Source organism: Streptomyces sp. NBC_00597, from assembly GCF_041431095.1.
Lineage (GTDB): Bacteria > Actinomycetota > Actinomycetes > Streptomycetales > Streptomycetaceae > Streptomyces.
Genome location: NZ_CP107757.1, coordinates 4,617,263 through 4,635,635, shown reverse-complemented (window position 1 = coordinate 4,635,635; position 18,373 = coordinate 4,617,263). Strand labels below are relative to the sequence as shown.

General features: G+C 72.0%; 15 protein-coding genes, 4 tRNA genes and 1 other RNA gene. 13 read left to right on the top strand and 7 right to left on the bottom strand.

The features are described from left to right. Positions 1-160 precede the first annotated feature (160 nt). Positions 161-382, top strand: coding sequence for a helix-turn-helix domain-containing protein (locus OG974_RS20820; protein ID WP_371644021.1), 222 nt, complete (start codon positions 161-163; stop codon positions 380-382). A gap of 10 nt (positions 383-392) precedes the next feature. Next, positions 393-1,670: a tyrosine-type recombinase/integrase gene (locus OG974_RS20815; protein ID WP_371644019.1), complete on the top strand. Its 1,278-nt coding sequence runs from the start codon at positions 393-395 to the stop codon at positions 1,668-1,670. A 62-nt stretch (positions 1,671-1,732) separates the two neighbouring features. Here OG974_RS20815 and OG974_RS20810 read toward each other — a convergent pair. Next, a tRNA-Ser gene (locus tag OG974_RS20810) sits at positions 1,733-1,820 on the bottom strand. A gap of 131 nt (positions 1,821-1,951) precedes the next feature. Between OG974_RS20810 and ffs the strand changes: the two genes are divergently transcribed. From ffs to OG974_RS20780, 6 genes are all read left to right on the top strand, one after another. Further along, positions 1,952-2,050, top strand: an RNA gene (gene ffs / locus OG974_RS20805) — signal recognition particle sRNA small type. Between the two features lie 54 nt (positions 2,051-2,104). Then, a complete protein-coding gene (locus tag OG974_RS20800; RefSeq protein ID WP_327284186.1) occupies positions 2,105-4,360 on the top strand; it encodes a DNA polymerase III subunit gamma and tau in 2,256 nt (751 codons plus the stop codon). Between the two features lie 60 nt (positions 4,361-4,420). Beyond that, positions 4,421-5,674 (top strand): phosphoribosylamine--glycine ligase, encoded by a 1,254-nt coding sequence (gene purD, locus OG974_RS20795; protein ID WP_327284185.1) that lies wholly within the window; start codon positions 4,421-4,423, stop codon positions 5,672-5,674. 289 nt (positions 5,675-5,963) lie between these two features. Beyond that, positions 5,964-7,556, top strand: a complete 1,593-nt coding sequence (locus tag OG974_RS20790) for a hypothetical protein (RefSeq protein ID WP_371644017.1) — start codon at positions 5,964-5,966, stop codon at positions 7,554-7,556. A 189-nt stretch (positions 7,557-7,745) separates the two neighbouring features. Beyond that, positions 7,746-9,224: a N,N-dimethylformamidase beta subunit family domain-containing protein gene (locus tag OG974_RS20785; protein WP_327284183.1), complete on the top strand. Its 1,479-nt coding sequence runs from the start codon at positions 7,746-7,748 to the stop codon at positions 9,222-9,224. A gap of 84 nt (positions 9,225-9,308) precedes the next feature. After that, on the top strand, positions 9,309-10,211 hold the full coding sequence (locus tag OG974_RS20780; RefSeq protein WP_327284182.1) for a phosphoribosylaminoimidazolesuccinocarboxamide synthase: 903 nt from the start codon (positions 9,309-9,311) through the stop codon (positions 10,209-10,211). 43 nt (positions 10,212-10,254) lie between these two features. Here the strand turns inward: OG974_RS20780 and OG974_RS20775 are convergent. From OG974_RS20775 to OG974_RS20750, 6 genes are all read right to left on the bottom strand, one after another. After that, positions 10,255-10,330, bottom strand: a tRNA-Gly gene (locus OG974_RS20775). A 22-nt stretch (positions 10,331-10,352) separates the two neighbouring features. Further along, complete coding sequence (locus OG974_RS20770) at positions 10,353-10,964, bottom strand: response regulator transcription factor (RefSeq protein WP_327284181.1); 612 nt, start codon at positions 10,962-10,964, stop codon at positions 10,353-10,355. After that, the gene (locus OG974_RS20765) at positions 10,961-12,187 is read right to left on the bottom strand and encodes a histidine kinase (RefSeq protein WP_327284180.1); all 1,227 of its coding nucleotides are present in this window, start codon (positions 12,185-12,187) and stop codon (positions 10,961-10,963) included. The genes OG974_RS20770 and OG974_RS20765 overlap by 4 nt, the downstream gene beginning before the upstream one ends. Before the next feature lie 196 nt (positions 12,188-12,383). Continuing rightward, a tRNA-Gly gene (locus OG974_RS20760) sits at positions 12,384-12,456 on the bottom strand. 80 nt (positions 12,457-12,536) lie between these two features. Then, positions 12,537-12,608, bottom strand: a tRNA-Gly gene (locus tag OG974_RS20755). An 88-nt stretch (positions 12,609-12,696) separates the two neighbouring features. After that, a complete protein-coding gene (locus OG974_RS20750; RefSeq protein WP_327284179.1) occupies positions 12,697-13,014 on the bottom strand; it encodes an Lsr2 family protein in 318 nt (105 codons plus the stop codon). Between the two features lie 324 nt (positions 13,015-13,338). On the opposite strand from OG974_RS20750, the gene purS reads away from it, so the two are divergent. The 5 genes from purS to OG974_RS20725 all read left to right on the top strand — a co-directional run bounded on the left by purS (position 13,339) and on the right by OG974_RS20725 (position 18,321). After that, complete coding sequence (gene purS, locus OG974_RS20745) at positions 13,339-13,590, top strand: phosphoribosylformylglycinamidine synthase subunit PurS (RefSeq protein ID WP_008740952.1); 252 nt, start codon at positions 13,339-13,341, stop codon at positions 13,588-13,590. 2 nt (positions 13,591-13,592) lie between these two features. Next, positions 13,593-14,273, top strand: a complete 681-nt coding sequence (gene purQ, locus OG974_RS20740; RefSeq protein WP_327284178.1) for a phosphoribosylformylglycinamidine synthase subunit PurQ — start codon at positions 13,593-13,595, stop codon at positions 14,271-14,273. Then, positions 14,270-16,519, top strand: a complete 2,250-nt coding sequence (purL, locus tag OG974_RS20735; protein ID WP_327284177.1) for a phosphoribosylformylglycinamidine synthase subunit PurL — start codon at positions 14,270-14,272, stop codon at positions 16,517-16,519. Before purQ ends, purL begins: the two co-directional genes overlap by 4 nt. 151 nt (positions 16,520-16,670) lie before the next feature. Continuing rightward, complete coding sequence (locus OG974_RS20730; protein WP_327284176.1) at positions 16,671-17,462, top strand: sterol carrier family protein; 792 nt, start codon at positions 16,671-16,673, stop codon at positions 17,460-17,462. A gap of 52 nt (positions 17,463-17,514) precedes the next feature. Then, entirely contained in the window at positions 17,515-18,321 is an 807-nt protein-coding gene (locus OG974_RS20725) for an META domain-containing protein (RefSeq protein WP_327284175.1), read from the top strand. Positions 18,322-18,373: the final 52 nt, after the last annotated feature.

Sequence of the window (18,373 nt, the reverse complement as noted above, 5' to 3'; positions counted from 1 at the left end):
ACAGCCGATGACACACAGCCCCCCGCTGCGTCACCCCCAAACCGCAGGTCAGACCCCCAAATGACGCAGATGACGCGATGACGCAGAAATCCGGGGCTCGGACAGCACGTACTTCCCTCAGGGGCCGACCCGCCCCGATCCCCACTCGTCAAGGAGCCACATGAGCGCGCCCCTTTCCGAAGTGACGACCGACCCGACGCTCGTTCTGCTGCGGGTCGAGGAGGCCGCCCGTCGGCTCCAGATCGGTCGGACTCTTTGCTACCGCTTCATCCGCACGGGACAGCTGGAGACGGTTCCCGTCGGGCGGCTCCGCCGGGTCCCGGCTGATGCCGTGGTCGAGTTCGCCGCCCAACTTCGCCGCGCCCATCGGCCGGCCGCCTAAGAGGAAAACCGTGGAACAGAAGAAGCGAACCCGCCGGGCAAACGGCGAAACAGCCATCTACTTCGGCAAGGACGGACGCTGGCACGCCAGGGTGCCGATGGGCTACCGGGATAACGGCGAGCCGTACCGGAGGCACATCACCCGGACTACAGAAGATCTCCTCATGGAGGAGGTCAAGCGGCTGGAGAAACAGCGCGACCAGGGGACCGCTCAGCAGCCTGGGAAGCTGTGGACGGTCGAGAAGTGGCTGTGGCACTGGGTCGAGAACATCGCCAAGGAAGTCGTCAGCGAGAACACCTACGACGGTTACGAGGTGGCCGTCCGTGTCCACCTCGTTCCCGGCATCGGCAAGCACCGGATTGACCGCTTGGAGCCGGAACACCTGGAGAGCCTCTACCGCAGGATGAAGGCCAACGGCAGCAAGCCCGCCACGGCTCACCAGGCCCATCGGACCGCGCGTACCGCCCTGGGAGAGGCGGTACGGCGCGGCCACGCGGCGAAGAACGCCGCCGCGCTGGCCAAGCCGCCGCGGGTGGAGGAGGCCGAGGAGGAGATCGAGCCCTATTCGGTCGAGGAGGTACAGAGCCTCCTGATCGAGGTGAACAAGCGCCGCAACAGCGCCCGCTGGATGCTCGCTCTGGCGCTCGGCCTGAGGCAGGGGGAGACGCTGGGGCTTCGGTGGGCTGACGTTGACCTGGATCACGAGTACCTGAAGCTGCGCCGGAACCGACTGCGACCGAAGTACGCGCATGGATGCAAGGAGGCTGATCCGTGCGGCCGGAAGGCCGGGTACTGCCCCATGCGCAACCAGGTGCGGCGTGAGACCAAGAACACCAAGTCGCGCGCGGGGCGGCGTGCGGTGCCCCTGCCGGGCCCTCTGGTTCGGATGCTCCGGGCGCACAAGGAGGTACAGGCGCGCGAGCGGAAGGCCGCCGGCGACCAGTGGACCGAGTCGGAGTACGTGTTCACCAAACCGCTCGGCGGTCCGCTCAGCCCGAACACGGACTACCACGACTGGAAGAAGCTCCTCGTGGACGCGGGGGTGAGGGATGCGCGCCTTCACGACGCACGGCACACCGCCGCGACCGTCCTCATGCTCCTCGGAGTCCCAGACCGCGTGATCGACCAGATCATGGGCTGGGAGCCGGGAACGTCCTCCCGGATGCGCGCGCGGTACCTGCACGTGCCCGACGCCATGCTGAAGGACGTGGCTCAGAAGATCGCGGAAGCCATCTGGGGCTCCTCGGAGAAAGGCTCTGTGGACAAAGACCAGGACAACGCGACCTGAGGACACGCGAAAGGCCCCCCTGCGAACAGGGGGGCCTTTCGACAACGTGCCCGGTGAGGCACTGGCGGAGGATACGAGATTCGAACTCGTGAGGGGTTGCCCCCAACACGCTTTCCAAGCGTGCGCCCTAGGCCACTAGGCGAATCCTCCGCCGCAAACAATACAAGACGTTGAGGGGTGCTCGCGAACGTGATCGTCTGCGGGGAGTCCGGGCGGGGATCTCGGCGGGGGCCGGTCGGGGGGCGGGTCGATTCCGGGGGGTCTCATCCGCTAGGGTGGGGCCCAGCCCCTCACGTGGCGCTATCTCACCCAACTCCCCCAGGGCCGGAAGGCAGCAAGGGTAAGTGGGCTCTGGCGGGTGCGTGGGGGGCGCTTTGCGTTCCGGGGCGGTCGGCAGGACGTCTTTGTCGGTGGGCCCGGATAACCTCGTAGACGTGTCGTCCCTTGCGCTGTACCGCCGCTATCGCCCCGAGTCGTTCGCCGAGGTCATCGGGCAGGAGCATGTCACTGTCCCCCTGATGCAGGCCCTGCGGAACAACCGGGTCAATCACGCGTACCTGTTCAGCGGTCCCCGGGGCTGCGGCAAGACCACCAGTGCGCGCATCCTGGCGCGCTGCCTGAACTGTGAGCAGGGTCCCACTCCCGACCCCTGCGGCGAGTGCCAGTCCTGCCGGGACCTGGCGCGCAACGGCCCGGGTTCGATCGACGTCATCGAGATCGACGCCGCCTCGCACGGTGGTGTGGACGACGCCCGTGACCTGCGGGAGAAGGCCTTCTTCGGGCCCGCCTCCAGCCGCTACAAGATCTACATCATCGACGAGGCCCACATGGTCACCTCGGCGGGCTTCAACGCCCTGCTGAAGGTGGTCGAGGAGCCGCCGGAGCACCTCAAGTTCATCTTCGCGACGACCGAGCCCGAGAAGGTCATCGGGACCATCCGGTCCAGGACGCACCACTACCCCTTCCGGCTCGTGCCGCCCGGGACGCTGCGCGACTACCTCGGCGAGGTCTGCGGGCGCGAGGGCGCCAAGGTCGAGGACGGCGTGCTGCCGCTCGTCGTGCGGGCCGGCGCCGGGTCCGTGCGTGACTCCATGTCCGTCATGGACCAGCTCCTCGCCGGCGCGGCCGATGAGGGTGTGACGTATGCCATGGCCACCTCCCTGCTCGGCTACACCGACGGATCGCTCCTCGACTCCGTCGTCGACGCCTTCGCCGCCGGGGACGGCGCGGCCGCCTTCGAAGTCGTCGACCGCGTGGTCGAGGGCGGCAACGACCCGCGCCGGTTCGTCGCCGACCTGCTGGAGCGGCTGCGGGACCTGGTGATCCTGGCCGCCGTGCCCGACGCCGGGGAGAAGGGGCTCATCGACGCCCCCGCCGATGTCGTCGAGCGGATGCAGGCCCAGGCCTCGGTGTTCGGGGCCGCCGAGCTCAGCCGCGCCGCCGACCTGGTCAACACCGGGCTCACCGAGATGCGCGGGGCGACCTCGCCGCGGCTCCAGCTGGAGCTGATCTGCGCCCGGGTGCTGCTGCCCGCCGCCTTCGACGACGAACGCTCCTTCCAGGCCAGGCTCGACCGGCTGGAGCGGGGCGGGTTCGGCGTGGGCACGGCCGCGGCCGGTGCCCCCGCCATGGGGTACGTGCCCGGGCCCGAGGCGCACGGCATGGCCCCGGCCGGGCCCGGTGGGGGCGTCGCCGCCGCGCGGGCCGCCGCTGCCGCCGTACGGGCACCCGAGCCGGCCGCCGCGGCCGCGCCGGCCCCCGCCCCGGTCCAGGCGCCGGTCCAGGCGCCGGCCCCGACTCCGGTCCAGGCCCCGGCCCCCGTCCCTGCTCCCGAATCGGCTCCCGCGCCGGCTTCCGCCGCAGCGCCCGGCGCCTGGCCCGGAGCCGCGCAGCCCGGCAGTGGAGCCGGCCCCGGCGCCTGGCCCGGAGCCGGTGCTTCCGCCGCGGCCCCCGCTCCGGCGGCGACCGCCCCGGCAGCCGCGGCCCCCGCCGCCGGTGCCTGGCCCAGCGCTACCGCCCCCGGGTCGGGCCGGCCCGCGGCTTCCGCCCCGGCCCCCGCCCCGGCTCCGGCCGCCGGCGCGCCCGCGCCCGCTCCGGCCGCCGCCCCGTCGCCCGGCATGGCCGCCGGCGCCGGGCAGGTCCAGGCGATGTGGCCCGGCGTCCTGGAGGCCGTCAAGAACCGCCGCCGCTTCACCTGGATCCTGCTCAGCCAGAACGCCCAGGTCACCGGCTTCGACGGGACGACCCTGCAGCTCGGCTTCCCCAACGCCGGAGCCCGGGACAACTTCGCGAGCAGCGGCAGCGAGGACGTGCTCAAGGCCGTCCTGGCCGAGCAGTTCCAGGTCAACTGGAAGATCGACGCCGTGGTGGGAGGCGGAGGCGGCCAGCCCGCACCGTCCTCGTACTCCGCGCCGGCCGCGCCCGCCTACAGCCCCCCGCCCGCCGCCGCGGCGCAGCCGGCTGCCGGTCCTCAGCAGCAGCCGTACCAGCCGCAGCAGCAGCCTCAGTCGCCCCAGCAGGGCGCTTCCGCACCGCAGCCTCCCGTACAGCAGGCGCCCCCGCCGGTCGCGCCCGAGGACGACGTACCGGAGGAGGACGATCCCGACCTCGTCGAGAGCGCCCTGACCGGACACGACCTCATCGTGCGCGAGCTCGGAGCCACCGTTGTAGAGGAATATACGAACGAGTAAGAGCCCGTACTTGGGTGGCCGCACGAAGGGCAGCCGCGCCGGCGGGCTAGGCTGCATGGCGTGAAGGTCCTCGTCATCGGCGGCGGCGCCCGCGAACACGCCCTGTGCCGCTCTCTGTCCCTCGACCCCGACGTCAACGCGCTGTACTGCGCTCCCGGCAACGCCGGCATCGCCGAGGTGGCGGAGCTGCGCCCGGTCGACGCCCTCGACGGCGCGGCCGTGGCCCGCCTCGCCACCGAACTCGGCGCCGACCTGGTCGTCGTCGGCCCGGAGGCACCCCTCGTCGCCGGCGTCTGCGACGCCGTCCGCGCCGCCGGCATCCCCGTCTTCGGGCCGTCCGCGGAAGCGGCGCAGCTGGAGGGCTCCAAGGCGTTCGCCAAGGACGTGATGGCCGCGGCCGGCGTCCCGACCGCCCGCAGCTACGTCTGCACCACCCCGGAAGAGGTGGACGAGGCCCTCGACGCCTTCGGCGCCCCGTACGTCGTCAAGGACGACGGCCTCGCCGCCGGCAAGGGCGTCGTGGTCACCGACGACCTGGCGGCGGCCCGCGCCCACGCGCTGGCCTGCGACCGCGTCGTCATCGAGGAGTACCTCGACGGCCCCGAGGTCTCCCTCTTCGCCATCACCGACGGCGTCACCGTCCTCCCGCTCCAGCCCGCGCAGGACTTCAAGCGCGCGCTCGACGGCGACGAGGGCCCCAACACCGGCGGCATGGGCGCGTACTCACCGCTGCCCTGGGCCGACCCGAAGCTGGTCGAGGAGGTCATGGAGAGCGTCCTCCAGCCGACCGTCGACGAGCTGCGCCGCCGCGGCACCCCGTTCTCCGGGCTGCTGTACGCCGGGCTCGCGATCACCTCGCGCGGCGTCCGCGTCATCGAGTTCAACGCCCGCTTCGGCGACCCCGAGACCCAGGTGGTCCTGGCCCGGCTGCGCACCCCGCTCGCGAGCGTGCTGCTGAACTCCGCCAACGGCACCCTGGACACCGAGCCGCCGCTGCGCTGGCGCGAGGACGCGGCCGTCACCGTGGTCATCGCCTCCCACAACTACCCGGAGACCCCGCGCACCGGGGACCCGATCGAGGGCCTGGCCGAGGTGGCCGCCGAGGACGGTCCCGACGCGTACGTCCTGCACGCCGGGACCCGGCTCGACGGCGACACGGTCGTCAGCGCCGGCGGCCGCGTGCTGTCGGTGACGGCGACCGGTTCCGATCTGGCGCAGGCCCGCGAGAAGGCGTATAAGGCCGTCGCGCGCATCCGGCTGGACGGCTCCCAGCACCGTACGGACATTGCCGCCAAGGCGGCCGAAGGCCGCTGAGCAGCGGGGCTTGCGCGACGCGGGCCCGGTGCGCACCAAGGTGCGCACCGGGCCCGCGCGCGTGTCCGCGTGCGAGTGCATCCGGCCGCGTTCGAACGCAGCCACCTTTACCCAAAGCCATTCCATCGGGTGATCGTCACCCGGTCCGGCTGACTGCCGGTCGGTCCCCAACTAGGGTGCGGCGCAAGCATTCCGGCACTTGGCCCACCGGCATTGCGATGTCAGTGGCGGGTGTCACAGTGGGGGAGTGAGCGAAACCGCCGCAGGGCAGAGGGGGTGAGGTCCGGCCGTGTCCGAAACCGGTTCGATCGTGGAAGTGGGCGCGCCGTCCGCGCGCTCCCGGGCCCTGGCCGTGCTGCGCGTGCGCAGCCGGGCCCTGGCCTTCGGGCTGCTGCCCGCCGCCCTCGCGGTGGTGCTGCTGAGCGCCCGGATGACGGGCCGGCTGGCCGGGGACCCCTGGCCCCTGGTGACGCTCGTCGTGTGCGTCGTCGCCGTGCTGGTGCTGTTCGTCGGCGGGGTGTTCGCCGCGGTGGTGCTGCGGGCGGGCCCGGCCGTCACGCCGACGGTGCCGCTGGCGGAGTCCGCCGCTCCCGACCTCTACCGGCTGGTGCGGGACCTGGCCGACCGGATGGACGTGCCCGCGCCCTCCGCGATAGCCCTGACGCCGGACTGCGACAGCTGGCTTGAGGACCGCACGCATGCGGCGCACCGCCGCGGCGGCATAGCCGGTGGCCGCGAGTCGGAGCCCGGCGCGGCTCCCGTGCTGGTGATCGGCTCGCCGTTCCTGTGGTGGATGCGGGTCGCCGAACTGCGGGCGGTCCTCGCGCCGGTCGTCGCCGGTACGGGCCCTTCCGCGCATCCGGACATAGCCGATGCCCGGGGCTTCGTGCGCGGGCTCGACGCCGCGGCGGACGTGGGCAGCAGGCCCGGCCTCGGCTGGATCGGCCGGCCGGCCCGGCTGCTGCTGAAGCTGTGCCGGGAGGACGCCGCCGAGATGGAGCGCGGGGTGGCGGCCGCCGCCTCGGACCGTGCACAGGGTGTGGACTACGGGCTGCGCATCGTCGCCCAGGAGCAGGTCGGCCTCGCCTACGCGGGCTGGGACCGGCTGTTGACCCGCGTCGCACTGCCCGCGTGGCGGATGGGCCGCTGGCCGGCGCACCTCGACGCCGGGGTCGTCTCCGCGCTGACCGAGCTGTCCCGGCGGGACCGGCTGGCCGAGGGGTACACCTCGCGGCTCGGCGAGCGGCCCGCGTGCGATCTGCTGGAGCGGCCCGGCGTGATCGACGAGGCGGCTTCTCTGCTGGCCGCCCGGCTCTTCCACGGCGGTCCGGCCGAGGCCGGACCGGACTGGTCGCCGGTGGACTGGGCGGCGTATCCGGAGGAGGTCGTGGACCGCAAATGGCGGGCGGAGGCGGCCCGGCTGCACGCCGCGCTGGACGCCCTTGCCGTACCGGCCGGGCCGGGGCCGACGCTGGACCGGGTGCTGGGCCATCTCACCGACGCGGCGGGCGAGGGTGCGGCCGCGGAGGCGCTGGCCGGCCGGCTGAGCGGTGACCTGGCCAGGCAGGAGCGTTCCGAGGGCGCCGCGGTGGTGCGCGGGGCGGACACCGTGCCGCTGTTCCCGCTCCAGCCGCCCCGCAGCGGGCGGGACCTGCTCGCCGACCACGTGACGGCGATGGTGTGCGCCGCGGCCGTCGACTCGGCCGATGCTGCGCCGGGGCTGGACTGGCTGGACGGCCCGGTCCTCCTGGTCGGCGGCGAACGGCGCGCGGACCTGGCCCCCCGGGTGATGAGCCTGGTGGAGGACGGGGACCCGGAGCCCCTGCGGGCCTGGCTCGCGGAGCTCGGCGTCCGCCCGGAGAAGCCGGTCCGCCTCGTGTGACCCACCCGCGCCCGCGCCCGCGCCGTCCCCGGCCCGGGCGGCCGGTACTCGCCCCCTCCGGATGTGGCGAACGGTGACGGAATGAGTGCGTTATGTGATGTGCTGGGACCGTAGCGGTTCGATGTCTTGGAACCGCGCGACGTCGGCGGTGGACAGAGACCGTTCGGGGGAGCGAGGGAGGGGAACGGTATGGGTGCGGACCAGATCCGGCGGTGGGAATCAGGGGCGCTCGCGCACGCGGTGAACGACCCCTTCGGCCAGGGGCCACTGCCGTGGTTCCGGGGCAGCGAGCTGTACTTCGACGACACCGGGCAGGTCGTGCCCTGGTACGTGGACCCCGCCCTGGCCCCGGGCCAGAACCCCCGCGCCCGCAGCGGTGGCGGCCCGCGCACCGCCGACGACGTGCACCGGCAGATCAAGGGGTTCGCCTCCACGGGAGCCGTCGCACCCGGCGAGGCCATCGACTTCCACATCACCGTGGACCCGCCCCAGCAGTTCTCCGTCGACGTCTACCGCATCGGCCACTACGGCGGCGACGGCGCCTCCAAGATCACCACCAGCCCCCGGCTCTCGGGCATCGTGCAGCCCGCCCCCCTCACCGCCGACCGCACCGTCTCCTGCCACCACTGGTGGCTCTCCTGGCGGCTCCAGGTGCCCTCCTACTGGAGCGTCGGCGCGTACGTCGCCGTGCTCACCACGGCCGACGGGTACCGGTCCCACATCCCCTTCACCGTCCGCGACGACCACCCCGCCGACCTGCTCCTGCTGCTGCCCGACATCACCTGGCAGGCCTACAACCTCTACCCCGAGGACGGGCGGACCGGCGCGAGCCTCTACCACGCCTGGGACGACGAGGGCCGGTTGCTCGGCGAGCAGGACGCGGCCATCACGGTCTCCTTCGACCGCCCCTACGCGGGTGCGGGCCTGCCCCTGCACGTGGGCCACGCCTACGACTTCATCCGCTGGGCCGAGCGCTACGGCTACGACCTCGCCTACGCCGACACCCGCGATCTGCACGCCGGCCGCGTCGACCCCGCCCGCTACCGCGGCCTGGTCTTCCCCGGCCACGACGAGTACTGGTCGGCCCCCATGCGCCGCACCGTCGAGCGCGCCCGCGACCACGGCACCTCGCTCGTCTTCCTCTCCGCCAACACCATGTACTGGCAGGTCGAGCTGGGTCCCTCCCCGTCGGGGGTGGACGACCGGCTCCTGACCTGCCGAAAACGCCGGGGCCCGGGCCGCCCCAGCCTCTGGCGCGAGGTCGACCGCCCGGAGCAGCAGCTGCTCGGCATCCAATACGCGGGGCGGGTCCCCGAGCCCGCGCCCCTGATCGTGCGCAACGCCTCGCACTGGCTCTGGGACTCCACCGGCGCCGTCGAGAACGACGAACTCCCCGGCCTGGTCGCCGGCGAGGCCGACCGGTACTTCCCGCGCACCCAGCTCCCCGAGCACCAGGACCGCATCCTGCTCGCCCACTCCCCGTACCTCGACAGCGAGGGCGCCAAGCGCCACCAGGAGACCTCCCTGTACCGGGCGCCGAGCGGCGCCCTGGTCTTCGCGTCGGGCACTTTCGCCTGGTCCCCGGCCCTCGACCGCCCCGGTCACGTCGACGAACGGGTCCAGCGGGCCACGGCCAACCTCCTCGACCGGATCTGCAAGCGCGACTGACCGGGCCGCGCACCCCGGAGGCCGCGCACCGACCCCGGTACGGGACAATGGGGGTGCGCTCGTACAGAACCACAGGGAGACCCCGTGTCCGGATTCGTAGAAAAGCCCGAGCCGGTTCAGGTGCCCGGCCTCGTCCACCTCCACACCGGCAAGGTGCGCGAGCTCTACCGCGACGGCGACGGCAACCTCGTCATGGTCGCCAGTGACCGCATCTCCGCGTACGACTGGGTGCTTCCCACCGAGATCCCGGACAAGGGCCGCGTCCTGACCCAGCTCTCCCTCTGGTGGTTCGACCAGCTGAAGGACCTCGTGCCGAACCACGTGATCGGCACCGACCTGCCCGCAGGCGCCCCCGCCGACTGGGCCGGCCGCACCCTGATCTGCAAGAGCCTCGACATGGTCCCGGTCGAGTGCGTGGCCCGCGGCTACCTCACCGGCTCCGGCCTCGTCGAGTACGACCAGACCCGCACGGTCTGCGGACTGGCCCTCCCCGAGGGCCTCGTGGACGGCTCCGAGCTGCCCGCCCCGATCTTCACCCCGGCTGCCAAGGCCGCGGTCGGCGAGCACGACGAGAACGTCTCGTACGAGGAGGTCGCGCGCACCACCGGCGCCGAGACGGCGGCGCTGCTGCGCCAGACCACCCTGGCCGTGTACGGCCGGGCCCGGGACATCGCCCGCGAGCGCGGGATCATCCTGGCCGACACCAAGTTCGAGTTCGGCTTCGACAAGGACGGGACCCTGGTCGCCGGCGACGAGGTGCTGACCCCGGACTCCTCCCGCTTCTGGCCGGCCGACCAGTGGGAGCCGGGCCGCGCGCAGCCCTCCTTCGACAAGCAGTTCGTCCGCGACTGGCTGACCTCCCCGGCGTCCGGCTGGGACCGCAAGGGCGAACTCCCGCCGCCGGCCCTCCCGCAGGAGGTCGCCGAGCGGACCAGCGCCAAGTACATCGAGGCGTACGAGCGGCTCACCGGCCTCAGCTGGGCCTGAGACACGAAGAAGCCCCCGGTCCGAGGACCGGGGGCTTCTTCGATGGAGCGGACAACGCGACTCGAACGCGCGACATCCACCTTGGCAAGGTGGTGCTCTACCAACTGAGCTATGTCCGCATGCGCCGTAACGCGAGACCTACTATACCCAACCTCGCTCGCGTGCGAGACGCACTGCCGTGTGGCGGTTCTCCGCGCCGAGCTTCGAGGCCGCCGAGGACAGGTAGTTCCGCACGGTCCCCTGCGAGAGGGAGGCCCGCTCCGCGATCTCGGCGACCGGCGCGCCGTCCCCCGCGAGTTCGAGCACCTCGGCCTCTCGGGCGGTCAGCGGGGAATCCCCCGCGCTGATCGCGTCGGCCGCCAACTCCGGGTCCACGTAACGGCCTCCGGCGTGCACGGTCCGGATCAGCTCGGCCAGCCGCTGCGCCGACACCGTTTTCGGGGCGAAAGCCCGAACCCCTGCCGCGAGGGCCCGCTTCAGGTGCCCGGGACGGCCGTGACTCGTCACGATCATGGTTTTGCAGTCGGGGAGTTCGGCCCGCAGCGATGTGGCGACGCTCACACCGTCCGCCCCCGGCATCTGCAGGTCCAGCACGGCCACGTCCGGCCGGTGGGCCAGCGCCATCGCGAGGGCCTCCGGCCCCGAGGCCGCCTCCGCGACGACCAGCAGGTCGTCCTCCAGGGCCAGCAGCGCGGCGAGCGCGCCGCGGATCAGGTGTTCGTCGTCGGCCAGCAGTACGCGTACGGGTCTCACGTCCGCACCTCCAGTCCTTGCAGTTGTCCGTCCGGTATCCGTGCCAGCAGCCGGAACCGGCCGCCGTCGACCGGGCCGGCCTCCAAAGTGCCGTCCAGCACCGCGAGCCGCTCCCGCAGCCCCGCAAGCCCGGAGCCCGGCGGTCCGGCCGGCGCGTCGGGGGCGCCGTCGTTCTCCACCACCAGCGTCAGCGCGCCCCTGTCGGGCGCCGTGAGTCGGATCACACAGCTGCGGGCGTCCCCGTGCCGCAGCACGTTCGTCGTCGCCTCCCGGACCACCCAGCCCAGCGCCGACTGGACCTCCGGGCGCAGCGAACGGTCCGCCCTCACCTCGACGCGGCAGTCCATCCCGGCCGCGCTCAGCACCCCGCGGGCGCCCTCCAGCTCCACGGTGAGATCCGCCTCGCGGTAGCCGCGTACGACGTCCCGCACCTCGCGCTGCGACTCCCGGGCGATCCGCTGGACCTCGATCATCTGGTCCACGGCCTCCGGGCGTTCGCGCCGGGCCAGCTGGACCGCCAGCTCGCTCTTGAGCGCGATCACCGCCAGGTTCCGGCCCATCACGTCGTGCAGGTCCCGCCCGAAGCGCAGCCGCTCCTCGGCGACGGCGAGCTGTGCCTGGAGCTCCCGGGCGCGGTCGAGCTCGTACACCGCCTTCAGTAGCCAGGAGGAGAACCCGCAGGCCAGGGTCAGCAGGGTGCAGGTGAAGAGGAGGCCGACCCCGTAGCCGGCGGCCTCCGCGGGGGTCATGCCCGTCGCCGCCGAAGCGAGGGCCGCGGCGACCGCCGCGACCGGGGCCACGAAGATCATGTGCCGGACCCGCGTGAGGCTCAGCGTCAGCGAGCCCGAGGCGAACGCGACCGTGTTGACCACCAGGGCCGGGGCCACGCCGCCGTGGGTGATGACGCCGACCGAGCGCAGGACCAGTACGGCGGCAGCCAGGGCGGCCGTCAGCACGGTCAGCGCCACGGCCAGGCGCACGGGGCGCTCGCGGCGGCCGAGGACCCAGTCCAGCGCCCTGGAAGCCAGCACTCCGCTCAAGGCGATCTGGGCGGACAGGGGCAGCAGCAGGATGCCGGTGACGGCGCCGGGAGCTTCGGGGGCGAGGCCGATGAGCACCGATAGGGCTTCGAGGGCCACGAAGAAGTGCAGCGACCAGCGGGTGTAGAGCTCGATCTTCGCCGCGCTGCTGCGGTTTCGCCACCACCCGGTCAGCTTCGACACGGTCCCAGTCCCCCCGATCAACGATCACCTTCCGGCGGTCGCCGCCGTGCACGACTCCAGCCTCGCGGTAGCCCGCGGGAGGGGACAGTGCGCGCCGTCATCACCACCGATGACATTTGTCAGCACGTACGCCCGGTGCAAAGGGTGAGTGCATACGACAAAGGCCCTGATCGATGATCAGGGCCTTTGTTCGCTGAGCGGACGACGCGACTCGAACGCGCGACATCCACCTTGGCAAGGTGGTGCTCTACCAACTGAGCTACGTCCGCATGCTTGCGGCAACACGAATGTCGCTGCGATGCGTGCATCACTCTACCCGATCCACCGGAGTGGTCGGTAAAGCGTGCAGAGCGGGTGACAGGGATTGCACACTGCGCCTCCCCCCTGGAAGGGGGGTGTTCTGCTACTGAACTACACCCGCACGACCTTCGGGGCTTTGACCTGCGGTCTGGCCCCTCGGCGTGATCCACACACTAGCGGATCGGAGGGGGTGGATGGCAAATCCGCCCTCAGTGAGCTTCGTTGTACGCCGCGTAGACCCGCTTCGGGATGCGGCCGCGCGGGGGCACGTCGAGCTCGTTGGACCGGGCCCAGGCGCGGACGACCGCCGGGTCCGGGGCCAGTGAGGTGTGCTTGTACGCCTTCCCGGAACGGGCCTGCCGGCGGCCGGCCTCCACGAACGGTGCGAGGCTCTTCCGCAGTTTCTTTGCGTTGGCCAGATTGAGGTCGATCTCGTACGACTTACCGTCCAGGCCGAACGTGACCGTTTCCGCCGCTTCTCCGCCGTCGATGTCGTCGGAGATCGTGACTACTACGCGCTGCGCCACGGATATCGGTCCCTTCGCGCGACGCCGCCCAACCCTCAGGACGTGCGGTGATGTCGCCTGTGTGGATGTTTCGGAGCAATGCATCATTCCGCCGGAATCCCGGTGGAATCCTTTGTACCGTGATTCCCATTGCATTGCGAAGCCCAGTTAATTGTCTCCGCGTGTCCCGCCGCAATCCCGAGCGCGTGGTTTTCCGGTGGATTTTGCGAAGCGTTGGTGAAGCCGAAACCGGCGGGCGATCACGGGGCGCGCATATCTACCCGCGTAGAAATTTCGGCCGGGTACGCTGAGGGAACCGCCTTCGCACCAACCACCTCATCGGGAGTGCCAGTGGCACGCGTCGTAGTCGACGTCATGCTCAAGCCGGAGATCCTCGACCCCCAGGGCCAGGCGGTGCAGCGTGCACTGCCGCGCCTGGGCTTCGAGGGCATCGCCGACGTCCGCCAGGGGAAGCGTTTCGAGTTGGAAGTGGAGGGACCGGTCGACCAGGCCGCCCTCGACCGCATCCACAAGATGGCCGAAACGTTCCTCGCCAACACCGTCATCGAAGACTTCACCGTGAAGGTCGAGGCCTGACGGTGACCACTCGCATCGGAGTCGTCACGTTCCCCGGAACGCTCGACGACCGTGACTCGCTGCGCGCCGTCCGCCTCGCGGGGGCCGAGCCCGTCTCGCTGTGGCACCGCGACAAGGACCTGCACCAGGTCGACGCGGTCGTCCTCGCGGGCGGCTTCTCCTACGGGGACTACCTGCGCGCCGGAGCCATCTCCCGGTTCTCGCCGGTGATGGAGACCATCATCGAGCAGGCCAAGGGCGGCATGCCCGTCCTCGGCATCTGCAACGGCTTCCAGATCCTCACCGAGGCCCACCTGCTGCCGGGGGCGATGCTCCGGAACAACCACCTGCACTTCATCTGCCGCGACCAGACGCTGCGGGTGGAGAACGCGGAGACCGCGTGGACCGGCGACTACACCGCCGGCCAGGAGATCTCCGTACCGCTCAAGAACATGGACGGCCGCTACGTCGCCGACGAGCGCGTCCTCGACGAGCTGGAGGCCGAAGGCCGCGTGGCCTTCCGGTACGTGGACGTGAACCCCAACGGCTCGCTCCGCGACATCGCCGGCATCACCAACGCCGCGGGCAACGTCGTCGGCCTCATGCCGCACCCCGAGCACGCGGTCGAGCCGCTGATCGGGACGGGCCGCACCGACGGCCTCCCGTTCTTCACCTCGGTCCTGAAGAAGCTGGTCAGCGCATGAGCCTCGACACCGTCAAGAACGCCACCGAAACCCCGGACGCCTCCCAGCCCTGGAAGGAACTCGGCCTCAAGGAGGACGAGTACGCCCGGATCCGCGAGATCCTCGGCCGCCGCCCCACCGGCGCCGAACTCGCCATGTACTCGGTCATGTGGTCCGAGCACTGCTCCTACAAGAGCAGCAAGGTCCACCTGAAGCAGTTCGGCGAGAAGGTCCCGCAGAACGACGCCATGCTCGTCGGCATCGGCGAGAACGCGGGCGTCGTCGACGTCGGCCAGGGCTACGCGGTCACCTTCAAGGTCGAGTCGCACAACCACCCGTCGTACATCGAGCCCTACCAGGGCGCGGCCACCGGCGTCGGCGGCATCGTCCGCGACATCCTCGCCATGGGCGCCCGCCCGGTCGCGGTCGTCGACCCGCTGCGCTTCGGCGCGGCCGACCACCCCGACACCAAGCGCGTCCTGCCCGGCGTCGTCGCGGGCATCGGCGGCTACGGCAACTGCCTGGGTCTGCCGAACATCGGCGGCGAGGTCGTCTTCGACGCCTGCTACCAGGGCAACCCGCTCGTCAACGCCGGCTGCATCGGCGTGATGAAGCACGAGGACATCCACCTCGCCAAGGCCTCCGGCCCCGGCAACAAGGTCATCCTCTACGGCGCCCGCACGGGTGGCGACGGCATCGGCGGCGTGTCCGTGCTGGCCTCGGAGACGTTCGACGACTCCAAGCCCACCAAGCGCCCCGCCGTCCAGGTCGGCGACCCCTTCCAGGAGAAGCTCCTCATCGAGTGCACCCTGGAGATCTTCAAGGAGAAGCTGGTCGCGGGCATCCAGGACCTCGGCGGCGCCGGGCTCTCCTGCGCCACCTCCGAGCTGGCCTCCGCCGGCTCCGGCGGCATGCGCGTCGAGCTGGACACCGTTCCGCTGCGCGACGCGACGCTCTCGCCCGAGGAAATCCTCATGAGCGAGTCGCAGGAGCGCATGTGCGCGATCGTCGAGCCGCAGTACGTCGAGCGGTTCATGGAGATCTGCGAGAAGTGGGACGTCATCGCCACCGTCATCGGTGAGGTGACCGACGGCGAGCGCCTGGAGATCTTCTGGCACGGCGAGCAGATCGTGGACGTGCCGCCGGGCACCGTCGCCCACGAGGGCCCGGTGTACCACCGCCCGTACGCGCGCCCCGAGTGGCAGGACGCCCTCCAGGCCGACGACGCGGGCCTGCTGCCCCGCCCGCAGACCTCCGAGGAGCTCCGCGCGCAGGTCCTGGCACTGGTCTCGTCCCCGAACCAGGCCTCCAAGTCCTGGGTCACCGACCAGTACGACCGCTTCGTGCAGGGCAACACCGTCCTGTCGCAGCCCGAGGACGCGGGCATGGTCCGCATCGACGAGGAGTCCAACCTCGGCGTCGCCATGGCCACCGACGGCAACGGCCGCTTCGCGAAGCTCGACCCGTACACGGGTGCGCAGCTCGCGCTGGCGGAGGCGTACCGCAACGTCGCCGCGACCGGCGCCAAGCCGCTCGCCATCTCCGACTGCCTCAACTTCGGTTCGCCGGAGGACCCGGGCGTCATGTGGCAGTTCGCCGAGGCCACCCGCGGTCTCGCGGACGGCTGCCTGGAGCTGGGCACCCCGGTCACCGGCGGCAACGTCTCGCTCTACAACCAGACCGGTGAGACCGCGATCCACCCGACCCCGGTCGTGGCGGTCCTCGGTGTGATCGACGACGTCAACCGCCGTACGCCCATGGCGTTCGCGGAGGCCGGCCAGCTGCTGTACCTGCTGGGCGACACGGCCGAGGAGTTCGGCGGCTCGGCCTGGTCCCAGGTCGTCCACGACCACCTCGGCGGCATGCCGCCCAAGGTGGACCTGGGCCGCGAGAAGCTGCTCGGCGAGATCCTGATCTCTGCGTCCCGCGACGGCATGGTCGACGCGGCGCACGACCTGTCCGACGGCGGCGTGATCCAGGCGCTCACCGAGTCCTGCCTGCGCGGCGGCAACGGTGCGCGGATCGTGGTGCCCGAGGGCCTGGACGCGTTCACCTTCCTGTTCTCCGAGTCGGCGGGCCGGGCCATCGTGGCCGTCCCGCGCAGCGAGGAGCTCCGCTTCACCGACATGTGCGGTGCGCGCGGCCTGCCCGCCACCCGCATCGGCGTGGTGGACGGCGAGGAGATCGAGATCCAGGGCGAGTTCGCGATTCCGCTCGCGGAGCTGCGTACCGCTCATGAGGCGACGATCCCGGCACTGCTCGCCTGATCCCGCTTGCGCCAACGAGCCCCCGTCCGCGGTCTGCGGGCGGGGGCTCGGGCGTGCCCGCCCCGCTGCGCGGCGGGCAGCGTGGCGGGGCCGCACCGGCGTCGCGTGGCGGGGCCGTACCGGTGTCGGCCGCGCCGGATAGGGTCGGTCCATGCCACCCGCCAAGAAGAGGGCGCGTACCTACGACGCCGCGAAGATCCGTGCTGCCGTCACCGCGCAGTTCGGGCACGTGGCCGACGCCGTACGGGAGTTGAGCGAGGAGCAGCTCACGCGGCCCAGCGGGGTCGGGGTGTGGAACGTCGCCGAACTCGCCGCGCACATCGCGTGGATCGCCGACTCGCTGGCCACCGGACTGGCCCGCCCCCCGGCCGCCGTGCCGGAACTGACGGCCATCGAATGGCCCTTCGCCACCGCCTCCCTCGCCGGGAAGATCGCCGAGGCGGCCAGGGAGACCCTGGAGGGCGCCCCGCTGCCCGACCTGTACGAACGCGCCGGTGCCCGCATGGCCGGGGCGCTGGCCGCGAACCCCGGCAGCCGCGTACTGGACCTGTGGATCGGGGACATGACCCTGGCCGACTTCCTCGTCACCCGGACCGTGGAGCTGGTCGTCCACACCGACGACCTGGCCAGGGCCGCCGGTGTGGACATCCCGGTCGAGCGGCAGGCCCTGGCCGCCTGCACCCGGCTGCTCGCCGACGCCCTCGCGCTCAAGGCCCCCGGCGGCTCGGTGGAGGTACGGATCCCGCCGTTCGCGGTGGTCCAGTGCATCGAGGGCCCCCGGCACACCCGCGGCACCCCGCCGAACGTGGTGGAGACCGACCCGCTGACCTGGATCCGGTTGGCCACCGGGCGTACCGACTGGGCCACGGCCGTCGAGGACGCGCAGGTCAGGGCCAGCGGTGAGCGGGCCGACCTGGCGGCGCTGCTGCCCGTGATGAGCTGAGCGGATGGCAGTCGTGGGGGAACCGCCCGCAGGGCCCGCCCGTCCCAGGAGCATGGGTACCCACCGGCACGTCCCGACCGGCCTGGCCGTCGCATCGGCCCTCGCGCTCGTCCTCACGGCCTGCAGCCAGGGCGGGGAGGGAGGGACCCGCGTGCTTCCCGACCCCAAGGGTTCCTGGGCCGTCGAGTCCCTGACCACCGGTGGCCGCACCCTGCACGCGCCCGAAAGCGCCCGACTGGACCTCGCCGAGAAGGAAGCCAAGGGCAACTACGGCTGCAACGGCTTCACGGTGGCGGTCACCTTCGCAGGCACCTCCGCGGTGACCGTCACTCCCGGGGCCACGACCCTCACGTCCTGTCCGAACATCGAGTTCGAGAAGGAGTTCGCCAGACTCTTCAAGGGCCGGCTGACCATCGACCGGGGGCCCGACCGGCTCACGCTGAAGACCGCCGACGGGAGCACGATCGCGATGAGCACGAAGCCCCCGGTCCCGAACGCGCCCCTCCACGACACCGAGTGGACCGTCGAGTCCCTGATCAGCGGCGACACCGTGACCCCGCTGCCCGCCGAGGCCGCGGGCAAGGCACGGTTCGTCCTGAGCGCCGACCTCGCCGCGAGCGGCAGCCTCGGCTGCAACCGGTTCAGCGCCCAGGCCACCGGCGACGGCGCCCAGCTCACCTTCGGGCCGCTGACCACGACCCGGATGGCCTGCGAGGGCCCGGTGGGCGAGGTGGAACGGACCCTGACCGAGCTCTTCGCCGCCTCCCCGCTCACCTGGAAGATCGAGGGCCACGACCTCACCCTCACCGCGCCCGACGGCAAGGGCCTGACCGCGCGGGGGGCCTCGGCCGCGGAGTGACCCGGGCCCGGTCCGTGGCCCGGCAGGACGTCGACCTACGGGGCCGGTCCGT

Coding starts and splice junctions, on each gene's coding strand:
- OG974_RS20820 (WP_371644021.1), top strand. CDS start 161: ATGAGCGCGCCCCTTTCCGAAGTGACGACCGACCCGACGCTCGTTCTG.
- OG974_RS20785 (WP_327284183.1), top strand. CDS start 7,746: ATGGGTGCGGACCAGATCCGGCGGTGGGAATCAGGGGCGCTCGCGCAC.
- purL (WP_327284177.1), top strand. CDS start 14,270: ATGAGCCTCGACACCGTCAAGAACGCCACCGAAACCCCGGACGCCTCC.
- OG974_RS20730 (WP_327284176.1), top strand. CDS start 16,671: ATGCCACCCGCCAAGAAGAGGGCGCGTACCTACGACGCCGCGAAGATC.
- OG974_RS20725 (WP_327284175.1), top strand. CDS start 17,515: ATGGGTACCCACCGGCACGTCCCGACCGGCCTGGCCGTCGCATCGGCC.